Source organism: Ruegeria sp. H3, from assembly GCF_056533095.1.
Genome location: NZ_JBQFOD010000017.1, coordinates 1 through 14,655, shown reverse-complemented (window position 1 = coordinate 14,655; position 14,655 = coordinate 1). Strand labels below are relative to the sequence as shown.

Here is a 14,655-nt window from a genome sequence, read left to right as displayed (position 1 = left end):
CCGGGGTGATCGGGCCTTTGACCCCTTGCACGCGGGCGGCTGTGCAAATAGAAGGCGTCAAATTTGCCCGGCGCGCCCGTGTTGCGCGCCCCGAATCCTATGGGGACTACCATAATGCAGGTTACCGAGACGCTGAACGAAGGTCTGAAACGCGGCTACAACATCGTTGTGACCGCAGCTGAGCTGGACGACAAGGTCAACGAAAAACTGACCGAAGCGCAGCCCGAGGTCGAAATGAAAGGTTTCCGCAAAGGCAAGGTGCCGATGGCGCTGCTGAAGAAGCAATTTGGCCAGCGCCTGCTGGGCGAAGCGATGCAGGAAACCATCGACGGTGCGATGAACAAGCACTTTGAAGACAGCGGTGAGCGCCCTGCGTTGCAGCCTGAGGTCAAGATGACCAACGAGGACTGGAAAGAAGGCGACGATGTCGAGGTCGCAATGTCCTACGAGGCGCTGCCGGAAATCCCAGAAGTTGATCTGAAATCGGTTGAGCTGGAAAAGCTGGTTGTCAAAGCCGATGACGCAGCCGTTGAAGAAGCGCTGAACAACCTGGCGGAAACCGCGCAGGACTTCAAAGCACGTCGCAAGGGTTCGAAAGCCAAGGATGGCGATCAGATCGTGTTCGACTTTGTCGGCAAGGTCGATGGCGAAGAGTTCGAAGGTGGCTCGGCCGAGGACTACCCGCTGGTTCTGGGCTCGAACAGCTTCATCCCCGGCTTTGAAGAGCAGCTGGTTGGCGTGAAGGCCGATGAAGAAAAGGACGTGAACGTCACGTTCCCAGAAGAATACGGCGCGGAACACCTGGCCGGTAAAGATGCGGTTTTCAGCTGCACAATCAAAGAAGTGAAAGAACCGGTTGCTGCGGAGCTGAATGACGAGCTGGCCAAGAAATTCGGTGCTGAAGATCTGGACGCCCTGAAAGGTCAGATTTCTGAACGTCTGGAAGCTGAATATGCGGGCGCCTCGCGCGCTGTTATGAAGCGCGGCCTACTGGATGTGCTGGACGAGAAAGTCTCGTTTGACCTGCCCCCGTCGCTGGTTGAGGCCGAGGCCAAGCAGATCGCCCATCAGCTGTTCCACGAAGAAAACCCGGATGTGGAAGGCCACGACCACGGCGAGGTTGAGCCGACCGACGAGCACAACAAGCTGGCCGAGCGCCGCGTACGTCTGGGCTTGCTGTTGGCTGAACTGGGCCAAAAGGCTGAGGTTGAAGTGACCGATGCCGAGATGACCCAGGCCATCATGAACCAGGCGCGTCAGTACCCGGGTCAGGAACGCCAGTTCTTTGAGTTTGTGCAGCAGAACGCCCAGATGCAGCAGCAGCTGCGCGCGCCTATCTTCGAGGACAAGGTTGTCGACTACGTGTTCGAACTGGCCACGGTTGCGGACAAAGAAGTCAGCAAAGACGATCTGCAAAAAGCAGTTGAGGCACTGGAAGAGGAATAATCCTCTTCCCCCCCTTTTGTGGGGGCTGAAAATAGAGCGGAGCCGCCTTTGAATAAGGCGGCTCCGCGTGGGTGGCTTTTGTATTATGAGGTGAGGGGGTCAGGCCTCATGAGCAAAAGCACGGGGGGTATCTAGCAGAGCATGTCTTTGCTCTGGCGTGAAGGTATCGGTCAGCGTTTCGATCAACCGAAGAACATCTTGACGTTCTTCTTCGGTGCGCGCTGCGCTCATCTGCTCGACAAAGTATTTCTCAAGATCGGTGAGCGGTTTGTGATCGCGGTTCGCGGGTTGCTGCTCGATGGTTTTCTTCGAGTTGAACAGGGCCAGCGCCTCTTCTTCTTCCAAGAACACGTCCTCGTGTATACCGGCGAATTCGCGAATGCCTTGGATACGTTCGTCAGTACAATCCAGCAGTGCGGCCAGAGCCGACACTTTGCCCATCGGAACGGTTTTGCCCACATAGTCGTACGGCGCGCAATTCGAGCGTTTCAGAACCCGGTCCATGACCGGATCAATGACAGTGATGATGTCTTCCATGCCAGCATTCTTGGCGTATTCTAGCGAGCCAATCATCAATTCGCAGGTCGCATAAGAGACCGAGTTTTTCTCTTTCCCGCGGCTGAGCCTTTGAGTGTCGACGCAGAAGCGTGTGGATTCCCACATTCTTGCGCTACGGATCGGAGCTTCTCCGTCGAGAATGGCTGAGAAAACATCAGCCAGCATGTGAGGTCCGGTGGTCTGTAGGGCACGCACCGCTGCGACGACATTCCCCCCGTCGTCGAGTCCGATCACGTATGCCGGGTCCAGATGATCGAATTCGTCAATCTCTTTCCCGTCTTCGATCTTTACGTCCCATCCAAGGCGCCCGCCGAAAACGCGCGCGCGCAGTTCAAACATTTCGTCGAGAACTTCGCCGAACAGGTGTCTGTTCAGCCCATCAACAACAACAATCATTTTTTCCCCCTTCGAGTGGTTGTTCGGTAAACTAGACGTTACCGTTTTGTCGGGGGTTTTCTATTGGGGGTTTCCCGTATTTTGGCAGAATTCGGGGTTTTTTGTGGTTAACTAGGCGTAATGAGGCCAATGGCAATAGCTCGACCAACCGCTTGTGGCGTTGTCAATGCGCTGAGTTTCTCGCGGCTGGATCGCAGATGAACCTCAACCGTGCGATGTGAAATCGATAGAATATCGCCGATATCCTGTTGCGATTTCCCCGCTGCAACCCATTGCAGAATCTCGACTTCACGTGTCGAAAGGTTGGGATGGTAGAGCGCACTTGTGACCTCATCAGAAGACACGACATGGTCGTGAATATGTACAGCCATGGATTGCAAGTCACCAATCACATGGGTGTAGAGCTTGCGCCACTCTTCCTTGCTGCAGTCGCGCGAGGCGCTTAGCAACCCGATGTCCCCGAACGGCCCGCGGACAGGTATCGTAACGCCTTGGTTTGATATACCAAATTCACTGGCATCATTGAACATGCGCTGAAATTCAGGGCCGCGTTCCAACCGGCTCCAATCAACGGGTGCAATACTGCGGCGGGCCATGTGGATCGTGGGGTCGATCATGATCAGCCCCTGGTTCTGATAATGTTCGGTCCAAGCATCGTCATAGGTTACAAAGCCCGCAACCGTGCCAGACGCAGGGTTCATGCCTGCATAGGCGGCATGATCCATATCATGCTTTTCGCACACTTGTTTCAGAAACTCGGTGTACCGAGTTTCTGCATCCGGCAGAGTGCTCAGATCAACAATTTCCATGCGGCGTCTACCAACTGCGGCCCATCCCACAAGCCCGATGGTGTCTTCGGACCAGTAGTAAACTTAGAGCGGAACCCAAATTACCTCACATTAGAAAGGACAACATACTTTTGAGAATATGACAAGGCGAGGTGCCAATTGTCTGCACATTTGAGTATAACTTGCGTAGATTAGAACATTTATATCACTATTGCCAAATTCCAAATCCACAGGCGGTGTCCCGGAAATGGCACGGTGTCAGGGGGCCGGTCTCAGGCCTGTTTCAACCAGCATTCCGCGCGCTTTTGCTTCGGGATAGAAGCCTTTGGCGTACAGGAAAATCGCTCGTTGCTGGTCACCATCGGATAGCAGCCATGCACCCCGTAGGTACTTCCCAGCGAACTCCAGATTGGTGTCCGCGTCCAGAAGGCCCTGAGCGTCGCCCTGATAACCCATTGAGCGCGCTGTGGCCGGCAGAATCTGCAACAGTCCGTAATACGGTCGGTTCACAGCCCACGGTCTGTGCGTACTTTCACGGATCGCTAGCTTGTGAACGAGTTCGCGGGGCAGGTCGTAATGATCAGCCCAATTGTTGATCGATGCACGTAGTTCTGGCGTTTCATTGGGGTAGAGCGGAGGATCGAATGCTTCGGTGTCGTTCCGCGATACCTCGGCGGCGCTACACGCGCTTAGGGCTGAGATCGCGATCAAGGTGATGAGGCCACGACGGGAGAAGACTGCCATTTATGTACTCCAAGCTCAGAACTGCGATGATATGGATCGCATTGGGTGTCGCAACCGTATCCCTGAATTTGGGCCGAATTTTGCTGGTTGGAAAACAAAAAAAGGCCGCGCGGAAGGCGCAGCCCTTTGTTGTGTTCAGCGAGGCCTGATCAGGCTTTTGCTTCGTCTTCTTCAGCAGCGGGTGCTGCGTCGGCAACCAGTTCGTCATCATCCGATGCGGCCGAGCCGATATCGTCGAACAGTTCGGCGATTTCGAATTCAGCAGCGGCTTCTTCTTCGGCAGCCAGTTCCTGAATCGATTTGCCCGAAGCTTGCAGTTCGGCTTCTTCTTCCGAACGGGCAACGTTCATCTTGATTTCGACTTCAACTTCGGGGTGCAGCTTCACGGCGAGCGCGTGCAGACCCAATTCCTTGATCGGAGCGATCAGGGCGATCTGTTTCTTGTCGACGGTAAAGCCTGCTTCGGTTGCGGCGTCTGCAGCGTCACGCGGAGTGACCGAGCCGTACAGCGCGCCCGAATCCGATGCCGAGCGAATCACGATGAACTGCTGACCATCCAGCTTTTCAGCCAGGGCTTCAGCTTCGTTCTTGGTTTCCAGGTTGTGCGCTTCAAGCTGCGCCTTGCGGGCTTCGAACGAGGCGATGTTCGACTCGGACGCGCTCAGGGCTTTGCCCTGGGGCAGCAGGAAGTTGCGGGCGTAGCCGGGCTTGACGTCAACGACGTCGCCCATCTGACCCAGTTTCGCAACGCGTTCCAGAAGGATAACTTGCATGTCAGTCTCTCCTTACTTCACGGCGTAGGGCAGCAGGGCGAGGAAGCGGGCGCGCTTGATAGCACGGGCCAGTTCACGCTGCTTTTTCGCCGAAACGGCGGTGATGCGCGAAGGTACGATCTTGCCACGCTCAGAGATGTAGCGCTGCAGGAGACGGGTGTCTTTGTAGTCGATTTTCGGCGCGTTCTCACCCGAGAACGGGCAGACCTTGCGGCGGCGGAAAAATGGTTTTGCGGCCATGGTTTAAGTCCTTTCGTCAGGCGTTGATCAACGGCGCTCGCGGCGGCCTTCGCGCTCATCGCGCTTCTGCATCTGGACCGAGGGGCCCTCGTTGTGCTCGTCGACCTTGATGGTCAGAACGCGCATAACGTCATCATGCAGGCGCATCAGGCGTTCCATTTCCTGAACGGCGCCAGCGGGGGCATCGGTCTTCAGGAAGGAATAGTGACCCTTGCGGTTTTTGTTGATTTTGTAAGCCATCGTCTTGACGCCCCAGTACTCGCTGTCGACGACGTTACCGCCGTTGTCCGCGAGGACGGTGCCGAAATGTTCGACAAGGCTTTCTGCCTGCGCGTTGGACAGATCCTGACGCGCGATCATTACATGCTCATACAGTGGCATGTTCACTCCTGTTTATATCAAGGCGCATTTCAAAGGCGGGGCCATCTGGTCCTTCGCGACCCTGCCACGAGAGGCTGCGCGATTCATACGTAGTGCGAAGGATGGCCCGATATACACGTTTCAGCGCGCGGGGCAAGACCTGCCATAGATGCCTTGGTGAAGTCGCCCAATTTCCTTTGCTGCGCCCAATTCCTGACGCTTTTCGGCTCAAGGTTGTTTACCAAACCGGAGATGAGCCGGACAGTTAGCCGAGAACGGCAACCTATTCAGGGTGAATATGTTATGACCGCGATGAACACAAACACACTTACCAAGCAGACCCCCAGCGCGAGCTTTGAGCATTCGGTGCCGGTCAAGATCGCGTTCAAGGCGAACTGGCAGGCGCGGATCATTCTAGCGCGGGTTGTTGGCGCGTTTCTGATCGTCTCTGCCTTTTCCATGTGGCTGATGCCGGGGTCGGTGATTGGCGCTGAGGTCTGGCCGATCAAACTGGCTGCATCCATGTTGTTCCTGATTATCGGGGTCAGCCTGCTGACGATCGAGTTGATGGACCCGCGTCCAGACGCCTATTTTGATCCCATCCGCCGCGAAGTGCGCATTCTGCAAAAGAATGAAAACGGTCGCCCACAGACCGTACTGCGCCGCAGCTATGACACGTTGGGTGGAGCCCGTTTCGAGGACGATGAGGTGGAACTCTATGACGTCGATGGTAGTCTTTTGATGAAGCTGCCCTTGCAATCGGCGGATGTTAGCCGAGCGCTCAAAGCGCAATTGAGCCAAACAGTAACAATTTTCGCCTGATTTTTATTCTGTTCAAAAAGGAACAGAGTTTGTGAATCAAAATGACTTGTGTGCCGCCGTTTGGCGGCACATTTTTGTTTCCGAGCAAACGCGCTAGTTTGCATAGTGTTCATAAACCCGGAGACTGTCATGAAATCCACACTTCTTGCCGCCGCGCTTGCACTGTCGGCGACCACAGCGTTCGCCAGTGCCGAGAAATACGTTCTGGACCCGAGCCACAGCCAAGTACTCTTCAGCTACGACCACCTTGGTTTTTCGACCACCTATGGCATGTTCTCGGGCTTTGAGGGCGAGATCATGTTTGACCAGGAGAACCCTGCAGCCTCGACTGTGTCGGTCTCCATGCCTGTGATGTCGATGTTTACTGGCTGGGAAGCGCGCTCGGATCACTTTATGACCGAAGATTTCTTTGGTGCCTCTGAGGGAGACATGGTCACCTTTACCTCGACCGGTATTGAAGTCACCGGTGAAGGCACAGCTAATATCACAGGTGATCTGACCATGAACGGCGTCACCAAATCGGTTGTTCTAGATGCGAAGCTGAACAAAGTGGATCAGCACCCGATGGCAAACAAGCCCTGGGCGGGTTTCAACGCGACCACAACTCTGGTCCGCAGCGAATTTGATCTGGGCCAGTTCGCCCCGTTCGTCAGCGATGAAGTCGAAGTTCAGATCTCGGTCGAAGCGCAAAAAGCAGACTAATATCCGATCTAATTCTGGAATAGAAACCGCCGGCGGCTTTGCCCCGGCGGTTTTTTTGTAGGCTTATTCGGCCCGGATCGCGGTCAGATCAATCGTAACCGATACGGCAAAGGCCAGCGAATCCTCGGCTGGCATCGTCGCGCCGATATCGAAATCGAGACGGTTTAACTCTAGCCGCCCTGAAACGTTAGCCGTGTTGTCCTGAAGTTCCAGGTTGAACGGCAAGACCACATCCAGCGTCTTGTCTCGAATGGTTAGGGGGCCGCGGGCCTCGTACCCGGTTTCAGTTTTATACAGGTCGGCTGCAAACCGCGCGGTTGGAAACTGGCTGCTGTCAAAGAAATCAGCGCCCATCGCCTGGTCAGTGACCGTTCCAAGGGTAAGCGATCCGATAGATACATTTACATCAACCGATCCGGCCAGGCCGGGCTCAGATGGGTCCTCGAAAGCGATGGCTGCTGTCCAATCCGCAAAACTACCGGTGACCGGGCTGCCCAGCTGCGTGATCGTGATCGACAGGGTACCATCTTGCACCTGCCAGTCCGATTGCACCTCGGCAAGCTCTGTCGTGTCGGTATGTGCCTTGGAGTGATCTGCAAAGACGCCGATCATCCCGCCGCCGATCAGAACCGCGCCCCAGATGCACAGCGCTGCGAAGGCGGGCAGGATGGAGTGGTGTTGGGCAGGGGGCTCTGGGGCGTCAGAGTGGCCGGGCAACATGCGACGCAAGGTGCTGTCTTTATCAACTACATGGTGTTTCAAAGCGCCCATGATGTGCAGTGCCAAGGACCCTGCCAGAACCCAAATGAACAGCCAATGCAGCCCGGCTGTGACCTCTGCCACATAGGGCGATTTGGGGACAAAGGGCAGATTTTGCCCAAAGGGCCAGAAGATCGGAGCAAACCCTTCGGCAGCGGCGTGATGTATCCAGCCCGTTAGCGGGACAAAAACGAGAGAGGCATAGAGCATCCAATGCACCGTCTCGGCGGCGAAGGCTTCGGGCTTGTTTTCGGCATTCAGCAGCCCGGGTTTGGTTTGCGTGACGGCCCAGAGGATGCGCCCCAGTGCGACAAAGAACACTGTAATCCCGACGGTTTTGTGAAGTGAGAACAACTGGGCGGCGCGGGCGATGTCCTCTTCTGTGCTCGGGATGGAGGGATCATAGATCGCGTGGGCCAGTTGGTTGGCGAACCATCCCAAAGGAAGTGCCGTAAAAATCAGCAAAGCGGTCAGCCAGTGAAAGGCTTTGGTGACACTGCCATAGCTTGAGAACGTGTTATTTGCGGGCATCGGATGGGAACTCCGGATTTGTTTGGCTGTGTCCAACCTAAAGCCACCGGCCGGGCGTGCAAGTAACAGCTTGCGCACATACCCAGTGCCGCTATGCACCCTACTTGTGCCGCGCCCCTTGTCAGTTTACACCCCGCCGCAACCTAACGTCATCCATGAGGTTGCAATGACACGCGCGTTCGTTTTCCCGGGGCAGGGTGCCCAGACCATCGGAATGGGCAAGGCACTGGCCGAAGCCTATCCGGCCGCCCAAGCCGTTTTTGACGAGGTCGACGACGCACTGGGTGAAAAACTGAGCCATCTGATCTGGGAAGGTGACATTGCTGATCTCACGCTGACCCAGAACGCTCAACCCGCGCTGATGGCCACCTCGCTGGCCGCAATGCGCGCGTTGGAGGCTGAGGGTGTCTCGGTCACCGATGCGGCCTTTGTGGCAGGGCATTCGCTGGGGGAATATTCAGCGCTGGCGGCTGCAGGTGCATTGTCGGTCGCCGATACTGCCCGCCTTTTGCGCAAACGCGGGCAGGCGATGCAAAGCGCGGTTCCCGTAGGCGAAGGCGCGATGGCCGCGATCCTTGGCCTTGACCTAGAGGGCGTGCGCGCCGTGGCCGAAGAAGCGGCACAAGGTGACGTTTGTCAGGCGGCCAATGACAACGATCCGACCCAGGTTGTTGTGTCCGGTGCCAAAGCGGCGGTCGAACGAGCGGCAGAGATTGCCAAAGAAAAGGGCGCAAAACGTGCGATTTTGTTGCCTGTAAGTGCTCCATTTCACTGTGCGCTGATGCAACCTGCTGCAGATGTAATGGCAGAGGCGCTGGCGGCGGTTGAGATCAAAGCTCCGGCAGTGCCTCTGGTCGCCAATGTGCGCGCCGAGGCGGTCTCGGACCCTGATCTGATCCGGCAGTTGCTGGTCGAACAGGTCACCGGTTCCGTGCGCTGGCGTGAAAGCGTGCAGTATATGGCGGCGCAAGGGGTGACCGAAACCTGGGAGATCGGCGCAGGCAAGGCGCTGTCAGGCATGGTGCGCAAGATCAACCGCGACATAGCCGGCAAGGCGGTTGGCACACCTGACGATGTCCAAAAGGCCATTGGCGCCGAATCGTAAGCATAGAATGCGCCCGCAAGGGCGCCTCACGAAGGAAACAGAATGTTTGATTTGACTGGTAAGAATGCGCTGATCACGGGCGCGTCAGGCGGGATCGGAGGCTACATTGCGCGCGCGCTGCATGGTGCGGGGGCCACGGTTGGCCTGTCCGGCACACGGGTAGAGCCGTTGAAAGCGTTGGCAGATGAGCTGGGCGAGCGTGCACATGTTCTGCCTTGCAACTTGAGTGACCCCGAGTCCGTAGAGGCCCTGCCGAAACAGGCAGCCGAGGCCATGGGATCGGTGGATATTCTGGTCAACAACGCTGGGATCACCCGGGACAATCTGTTTATGCGTATGTCCGATGAGGAATGGCAGAGCGTCATCGACGTGAACATGACCTCGACCATGAAACTGTGCAAAGGCGTTATCCGGGGCATGATGAAGGCGCGGTGGGGCCGGATCGTGAATGTCTCGTCCGTTGTGGCTGCGATCGGCAATCCGGGGCAAGCCAACTATGCAGCGTCGAAGGCCGGAATGATCGGCTTTTCCAAGGCCTTGGCGCATGAAGTTGCAACGCGCGGTATTACCGTAAACGCGGTGGCCCCGGGCTTTATCACCACGGCCATGACCGAGAAGCTGACCGAGGAGCAGAAAAAGGGGCTGCTGCTCAAGGTTCCGGCGGGTCGGATGGGCGATCCCGAGGAAATCGCGGCGGCGGTTCTTTACCTAGCAAGCCCCGAAGCGGGCTATGTCACGGGAAGCACCTTGCATGTGAATGGCGGTATGGCCATGTTGTGAGCGCATAACAGGACAGGCGCGAAAGCGTTTGCCTTGTGCGCCGACTATGTTATAGGCGGCGCATCTATGCAGAGGCCGGTTGTTCAGATCGGCCTTCTACTTTCCCGGTGCACCGGGACCCAAACCGCCCGGAATGGGCAAACTAAGGCCAGCCTGAGCGGGCAAGGGCAGAACCGGGCAAACCGCCCTGAATAGGAATGAGGAATAGACATGAGCGACGTCGCAGATCGCGTTAAAAAGATCGTTGTTGAGCACTTGGGTGTTGAAGAGGACAAAGTTGCGGAAAACGCGTCCTTCATCGACGATCTGGGCGCAGACAGCCTGGACACCGTTGAACTGGTCATGGCCTTCGAAGAAGAGTTCGGCATCGAGATCCCTGATGACGCAGCCGAGACCATTCAGACCTTCGGCGACGCGGTCAAATTCATCAGCGAAGCATCCTAAGCGTTTCATTTCTGATCAAAAGCGGCGCTTCCGGGCAACGGAGGCGCCGTTTTTTATTGCCGGCCCTCAATTCTGTCTTGCGCCAGCACCTTTCGCTGAGCACTGTTTCCATTGAGGCATAATTCCAAGTGGGCAGGCTATGATAAGATCCACTCCTATGATCAATACAGCGCGGCTGACATTGTGTGCGATGCGGCCCGAAGATTTTGAGCGCTTTGCCGAAATCTGGCGTGATCCTTGCGTTGTCGAACATATCGGCGGCTCGCCGCGGTCACGTGGAGAATCCTGGGACTCGTTTTTGCGAAACGCTGGGCATTGGCAGATGGCTGGCTTTGGCCAGTGGGGTATTCTGCAGCAATCGAATCGTAAGCTGATTGGGCAGGCTGGGTTTTTCTATGGAAATCGCGGGCTCGGTGAGGATTTCGATGCCTGTCCCGAAGCAGGTTGGGTTCTGGCCACCGAAGCGCAGGGGCAGGGATTGGGATATGAGGCAGCTTTGGCTGCACATGACTGGTTTGACCGAATTATGCCCGGCCCGTTGGTGGCCATGGTGAATGCGGCCAATGAGGCCTCGCAGAAACTGGCCGAAAAGCTTGGATATGCGCGGATGCGCGTGGCGCAGTTCAATGGCACAGATGTCCAGCTGTTGCGTCGCGACGGTCCCCCTGCGCGGGCGTAAACTCGCCTATATCTACAGATGCCGCAAAACGGCCAAACTGTGCCGATCCCGATCGAACGGGCGCGATTCCTGCGTTTATGCTACACTGTGTTTTAGAGCGATTGAGCGAAGGAGCGTGCTCATGAGGATTTACCCCACTATGGAATTGCAGAACGGCCGGTGTGTGACACTGGACAAGGGCCGTCTGGATGAGGCAATGATCTGGCATGTGAATCCGGTTGAAACGGCGCGCGGCTGGTCAACAGCGGGTGCTGAGTGGATGCATCTGACGGATTTCGATGCGATCGAAGGGCGCGATACCAATTCCGAGCTGGTCGAAGAATTGATCCGCACGGCAGAGATGCCGGTGCAACTGGCGGGTGGCATGCGAACCCGCGAGCAGGTTGAAAACTGGATCGACAAAGGGGCCGGTCGGATCGTTATCGGAACTCTGGCAGCCCGGGACCCGAACCTGGTCAAGGAACTGGCGAAACTCTATCCGGATCAGATCGTTCTGGCGGTGGATGTCTGGAAAGGGTTCGTCATGACCGAAGGGTGGCGCAGCCAAAGTGCGTTCACGCCTGAGGCGTTCATCGACGCGTTTGATGGCACACCTTTTGCCGCCATTCTCGTCACCGATATTGACAGCGATGTGGAAGATGTCGAAGCGCAGCTTGGGTTAATTTCCGGATTGGCGCAGCATTCTCGGACACCGGTCATTGCCAGCGGGGTTGTACGCACGGCGGATGATATCTCGCGCCTTAGCTATATACCCAACATCGCGGGGGCTCTGGTTGGTAGGGTACTGTTCCGTAAGACCGTGGACCTGCATGATGTGCTGGACGTTGCTGCCTCGGCGCGGGAACCCGTAGCGCAGTTTCAGTAATACGGCATAGATTGACGGCAAGGCGGTAAGTCGCTTGCGCCGATTATCGCCTTGCTCTTGCCCCCGGACCCCGGGCCGGGGTATGAGCGTTTCTCATAACAGCAAGCAGGCAAGAGGCACTACATGCGCAGAGTCGTCGTAACCGGTCTGGGATTGGTCACTCCTTTGGCGAGCGGGGTCGAAGAAACCTGGTCGCGCCTGCTGGACGGTGAGTCCGGCGCAGGCCCCATCACGTTGTTTGATGCCGAAGCAAGCGGTGTCACCACGACATATGCATGCGAAGTGCCCCGTGGCGACGGAACAAACGGCACATTCAATCCTGACGATTGGATGCCGCCGAAAGAACAGCGCAAGATCGAAGACTTTATCCTGTATTCCATCGCGGCGGCCGAGATGGCCTGCAAGGATGCTGGCTGGACCCCTGAGGACGAAGAAGATCGTCTGCGGACCGGGGTTCTGATTGGATCTGGAATTGGCGGCCTGGGCTCGATTGCCGAAACTGCCAATCTGATCCGCGACAAGGGCCCGCGTCGCGTGTCGCCTTTCTTTATTCCGGGTGCTCTGATCAACCTGGCTTCGGGGCAGGTGTCGATCCGGTTTGGGTTCAAGGGGCCGAACCATTCCGTTGTGACGGCCTGTTCGACCGGGGCTCATGCAATTGGTGATGCCAGCCGGATCATTCGCGCAGGGGATGCGGATGTGATGATCGCAGGCGGCGGCGAAGGCTGTATTTGTGAGATCGGAATTGCGGGTTTTAACGCGTGCAAAGCGCTGTCGACCAAATATGCCGACGATCCGAAGAAAGCCAGCCGCCCTTATGATATCGACCGCGACGGATTTGTCATGGGCGAAGGCTCGGGCATCGTGGTGCTGGAAGACTATGAACACGCCAAGGTGCGCGGTGCCAAGATTTATGCCGAGGTACTAGGCTATGGCATGTCGGGTGACGCCTATCACATCACTGCACCGTCCGAGGATGGAGACGGTGCCGAGCGTTCGATGAAGGCCGCGCTGCGCAGCGCAGGTCTTGAGCCGAAGGATTTGGACTATATCAACGCACATGGCACCTCGACCATGGCGGACACAATCGAACTGGGCGCGGTTGAGCGCCTGTTGGGTGATCACGCTGCGAATGCGACGATGACCTCGACCAAATCTGCCACAGGCCATCTGTTGGGCGCGGCAGGCGCAATTGAGGCGATCTTCTCTATCTTGGCGATCCGCGATCAGGTTGCCCCGCCGACGATCAACCTGGACAATCCGGCGGTTGAAACGCTCATCGATCTGGCGCCTAATGCAAAACGTGAGCGTGAGATCAATGTGGCCCTGTCGAACTCGTTTGGGTTTGGCGGCACCAATGCCAGCGTGATCTTCGGAAAGGTCAGTTAAATGTGGCGGGCCATTGCATCAAACGCGCTGACCATTTTGGTGGTTGGCCTGTTTCTGATGGGCGGTCTGATCTTGTGGGGCCAAACGCAATACAAGGCCCAGGGGCCACTGGAAACCGCGATCTGCCTGCAGGTTGCAGGCGGATCGAACATGACCCGCGTCAGCCGTGAGCTAGAGGATCAGGGCGCCATCAGCAGTGCCACGATCTTTCGTATGGCGGCGGATTACACCGACCGGTCGCAACAGTTGAAGGCTGGTAGCTTCCTGGTGCGCGAAGGTGCGTCGATGGAGGAGATTATCGACGAAATCACCAGCAGCGGCGCCAGCACCTGTGGGTCTGAGATAGAATACCGGATCGGTGTGACCCGTGCCCAGACGCGAGTGCGCGAGTTGAATCCAGCGACACTGGATTTCGTTGAAATTGCGTCATTCGACGCGGCCGAAGAAGAAGCGCCTGAGGCTTATACTGAGAAACGTGGCGAAGCGGATACTCGCTATCGTGTGTCGCTGGCCGAGGGTGTGACCTCGTGGCAGGTGGTAGATGCGTTGAAGGGTTTTGAAGCGCTGAGCGGTGAGGTGACTGAGATTCCCGCAGAAGGGTCGTTGGCACCCGACAGCTATGATGTCGCTGCTGGGCAGGACCGGAATGAAATCCTGAAGGCGATGCAGGATAAGCAGCAATTGCGTATCAATGCAGCTTGGGAAAACCGACAGGACGGTCTGCCGCTGCAAAGCCCAGAAGAGATGTTGATCCTTGCGTCGATCATCGAGAAGGAAACCGGCGTTGCTGGTGAACGCGGGCAGGTGGCGAGCGTGTTTGTAAACCGTTTGAACCAAGGCATGCGGCTACAAACGGACCCGACTGTTATCTATGGTGTCACCAAGGGGCAGGGGACGTTGGGACGTGGGCTGCGTCGCAGCGAATTGAACCGCCCAACGCCTTGGAACACCTATCAGATCGATGGTTTGCCACCTACACCGATTGCGAACCCCGGTCAGGCGAGCCTTGAGGCTGCCGTGTCCCCGGACAACACGGATTTCATTTTCTTTGTTGCCGATGGAACAGGTGGTCATGCCTTTGCTGAGACGTTGCAAGAACATAACCGCAATGTCGCCAAATGGCGCGAGATTGAGGCCGAGCGGAATTCGGGCAACTAAACTAAGAAGAAAAAACAGCGCCGATTAGGTTCTGGACCCATTAATTTGGTTGCCGTCATCTCGGCTGCGTGATTCAAACCCCTGAGTTTCAGGGGTATAACATGAGTAATCTATTC

General features: G+C 56.7%; 17 protein-coding genes. 10 read left to right on the top strand and 7 right to left on the bottom strand.

What is annotated here, in order from left to right; all coding sequences use genetic code 11:
• The first annotated feature begins 114 nt into the window (after positions 1-114).
• The gene (gene tig, locus ACR0JE_RS16955; protein WP_480546765.1) at positions 115-1,446 is read left to right on the top strand and encodes a trigger factor; all 1,332 of its coding nucleotides are present in this window, start codon (positions 115-117) and stop codon (positions 1,444-1,446) included.
• A 99-nt stretch (positions 1,447-1,545) separates the two neighbouring features.
• On the opposite strand, the gene ACR0JE_RS16950 is transcribed toward tig, so the two are convergent.
• From ACR0JE_RS16950 to rpsF, 6 genes are all read right to left on the bottom strand, one after another.
• Complete coding sequence (locus ACR0JE_RS16950; RefSeq protein ID WP_480546767.1) at positions 1,546-2,400, bottom strand: acyl-homoserine-lactone synthase; 855 nt, start codon at positions 2,398-2,400, stop codon at positions 1,546-1,548.
• A 107-nt stretch (positions 2,401-2,507) separates the two neighbouring features.
• Entirely contained in the window at positions 2,508-3,209 is a 702-nt protein-coding gene (locus tag ACR0JE_RS16945) for a LuxR family transcriptional regulator (RefSeq protein ID WP_353006449.1), read from the bottom strand.
• A 237-nt stretch (positions 3,210-3,446) separates the two neighbouring features.
• Positions 3,447-3,932: a transglycosylase SLT domain-containing protein gene (locus tag ACR0JE_RS16940; RefSeq protein ID WP_480542404.1), complete on the bottom strand. Its 486-nt coding sequence runs from the start codon at positions 3,930-3,932 to the stop codon at positions 3,447-3,449.
• Between the two features lie 149 nt (positions 3,933-4,081).
• On the bottom strand, positions 4,082-4,705 hold the full coding sequence (rplI, locus tag ACR0JE_RS16935) for a 50S ribosomal protein L9 (RefSeq protein WP_480865015.1): 624 nt from the start codon (positions 4,703-4,705) through the stop codon (positions 4,082-4,084).
• 12 nt (positions 4,706-4,717) lie between these two features.
• Positions 4,718-4,945 carry a 30S ribosomal protein S18 gene (gene rpsR / locus ACR0JE_RS16930; protein ID WP_005608650.1) on the bottom strand — a complete coding sequence of 76 codons (228 nt, stop codon included), beginning with the start codon at positions 4,943-4,945 and terminating at the stop codon, positions 4,718-4,720.
• A gap of 27 nt (positions 4,946-4,972) precedes the next feature.
• Positions 4,973-5,326 (bottom strand): 30S ribosomal protein S6, encoded by a 354-nt coding sequence (gene rpsF, locus ACR0JE_RS16925; RefSeq protein WP_170750863.1) that lies wholly within the window; start codon positions 5,324-5,326, stop codon positions 4,973-4,975.
• A gap of 282 nt (positions 5,327-5,608) precedes the next feature.
• Here rpsF and ACR0JE_RS16920 point away from each other — a divergent pair, with 282 nt between their 5' ends.
• Both ACR0JE_RS16920 and ACR0JE_RS16915 read left to right on the top strand, forming a co-directional pair.
• A complete protein-coding gene (locus tag ACR0JE_RS16920) occupies positions 5,609-6,127 on the top strand; it encodes a hypothetical protein (RefSeq protein ID WP_353006459.1) in 519 nt (172 codons plus the stop codon).
• A 129-nt stretch (positions 6,128-6,256) separates the two neighbouring features.
• A complete protein-coding gene (locus ACR0JE_RS16915; RefSeq protein ID WP_480497511.1) occupies positions 6,257-6,829 on the top strand; it encodes a YceI family protein in 573 nt (190 codons plus the stop codon).
• Between the two features lie 63 nt (positions 6,830-6,892).
• Here the strand turns inward: ACR0JE_RS16915 and ACR0JE_RS16910 are convergent, their stop codons facing one another.
• Positions 6,893-8,119 (bottom strand): cytochrome b/b6 domain-containing protein, encoded by a 1,227-nt coding sequence (locus tag ACR0JE_RS16910; RefSeq protein ID WP_480865014.1) that lies wholly within the window; start codon positions 8,117-8,119, stop codon positions 6,893-6,895.
• A gap of 166 nt (positions 8,120-8,285) precedes the next feature.
• On the opposite strand from ACR0JE_RS16910, the gene fabD reads away from it, so the two are divergent.
• The 7 genes from fabD (at position 8,286) to mltG (ending at position 14,539) form a co-directional block, all read left to right on the top strand.
• Positions 8,286-9,224 (top strand): ACP S-malonyltransferase, encoded by a 939-nt coding sequence (gene fabD, locus ACR0JE_RS16905; RefSeq protein ID WP_480865013.1) that lies wholly within the window; start codon positions 8,286-8,288, stop codon positions 9,222-9,224.
• Between the two features lie 42 nt (positions 9,225-9,266).
• Positions 9,267-10,004 (top strand): 3-oxoacyl-[acyl-carrier-protein] reductase, encoded by a 738-nt coding sequence (gene fabG, locus ACR0JE_RS16900; protein WP_480542415.1) that lies wholly within the window; start codon positions 9,267-9,269, stop codon positions 10,002-10,004.
• 210 nt (positions 10,005-10,214) lie between these two features.
• On the top strand, positions 10,215-10,448 hold the full coding sequence (locus ACR0JE_RS16895) for an acyl carrier protein (protein WP_008756330.1): 234 nt from the start codon (positions 10,215-10,217) through the stop codon (positions 10,446-10,448).
• A 139-nt stretch (positions 10,449-10,587) separates the two neighbouring features.
• A complete protein-coding gene (locus tag ACR0JE_RS16890; RefSeq protein ID WP_480497517.1) occupies positions 10,588-11,127 on the top strand; it encodes a GNAT family N-acetyltransferase in 540 nt (179 codons plus the stop codon).
• Positions 11,128-11,248: 121 nt separating this feature from the next.
• Positions 11,249-11,992, top strand: coding sequence for a 1-(5-phosphoribosyl)-5-[(5-phosphoribosylamino)methylideneamino]imidazole-4-carboxamide isomerase (locus ACR0JE_RS16885; protein WP_480497519.1), 744 nt, complete (start codon positions 11,249-11,251; stop codon positions 11,990-11,992).
• A gap of 123 nt (positions 11,993-12,115) precedes the next feature.
• Positions 12,116-13,381, top strand: a complete 1,266-nt coding sequence (gene fabF, locus ACR0JE_RS16880; protein WP_480865012.1) for a beta-ketoacyl-ACP synthase II — start codon at positions 12,116-12,118, stop codon at positions 13,379-13,381.
• Positions 13,382-14,539, top strand: a complete 1,158-nt coding sequence (gene mltG / locus ACR0JE_RS16875; protein ID WP_480865011.1) for an endolytic transglycosylase MltG — start codon at positions 13,382-13,384, stop codon at positions 14,537-14,539.
• Positions 14,540-14,655 lie beyond the last annotated feature (116 nt).

Coding starts and splice junctions, on each gene's coding strand:
- tig (WP_480546765.1), top strand. CDS start 115: ATGCAGGTTACCGAGACGCTGAACGAAGGTCTGAAACGCGGCTACAAC.
- ACR0JE_RS16950 (WP_480546767.1), bottom strand. CDS start 2,400: ATGATTGTTGTTGTTGATGGGCTGAACAGACACCTGTTCGGCGAAGTT.
- ACR0JE_RS16945 (WP_353006449.1), bottom strand. CDS start 3,209: ATGGAAATTGTTGATCTGAGCACTCTGCCGGATGCAGAAACTCGGTAC.
- ACR0JE_RS16940 (WP_480542404.1), bottom strand. CDS start 3,932: ATGGCAGTCTTCTCCCGTCGTGGCCTCATCACCTTGATCGCGATCTCA.
- rplI (WP_480865015.1), bottom strand. CDS start 4,705: ATGCAAGTTATCCTTCTGGAACGCGTTGCGAAACTGGGTCAGATGGGC.
- rpsR (WP_005608650.1), bottom strand. CDS start 4,945: ATGGCCGCAAAACCATTTTTCCGCCGCCGCAAGGTCTGCCCGTTCTCG.
- rpsF (WP_170750863.1), bottom strand. CDS start 5,326: ATGCCACTGTATGAGCATGTAATGATCGCGCGTCAGGATCTGTCCAAC.
- ACR0JE_RS16920 (WP_353006459.1), top strand. CDS start 5,609: ATGACCGCGATGAACACAAACACACTTACCAAGCAGACCCCCAGCGCG.
- ACR0JE_RS16915 (WP_480497511.1), top strand. CDS start 6,257: ATGAAATCCACACTTCTTGCCGCCGCGCTTGCACTGTCGGCGACCACA.
- ACR0JE_RS16910 (WP_480865014.1), bottom strand. CDS start 8,119: ATGCCCGCAAATAACACGTTCTCAAGCTATGGCAGTGTCACCAAAGCC.
- fabD (WP_480865013.1), top strand. CDS start 8,286: ATGACACGCGCGTTCGTTTTCCCGGGGCAGGGTGCCCAGACCATCGGA.
- fabG (WP_480542415.1), top strand. CDS start 9,267: ATGTTTGATTTGACTGGTAAGAATGCGCTGATCACGGGCGCGTCAGGC.
- ACR0JE_RS16895 (WP_008756330.1), top strand. CDS start 10,215: ATGAGCGACGTCGCAGATCGCGTTAAAAAGATCGTTGTTGAGCACTTG.
- ACR0JE_RS16890 (WP_480497517.1), top strand. CDS start 10,588: ATGATAAGATCCACTCCTATGATCAATACAGCGCGGCTGACATTGTGT.
- ACR0JE_RS16885 (WP_480497519.1), top strand. CDS start 11,249: ATGAGGATTTACCCCACTATGGAATTGCAGAACGGCCGGTGTGTGACA.
- fabF (WP_480865012.1), top strand. CDS start 12,116: ATGCGCAGAGTCGTCGTAACCGGTCTGGGATTGGTCACTCCTTTGGCG.
- mltG (WP_480865011.1), top strand. CDS start 13,382: ATGTGGCGGGCCATTGCATCAAACGCGCTGACCATTTTGGTGGTTGGC.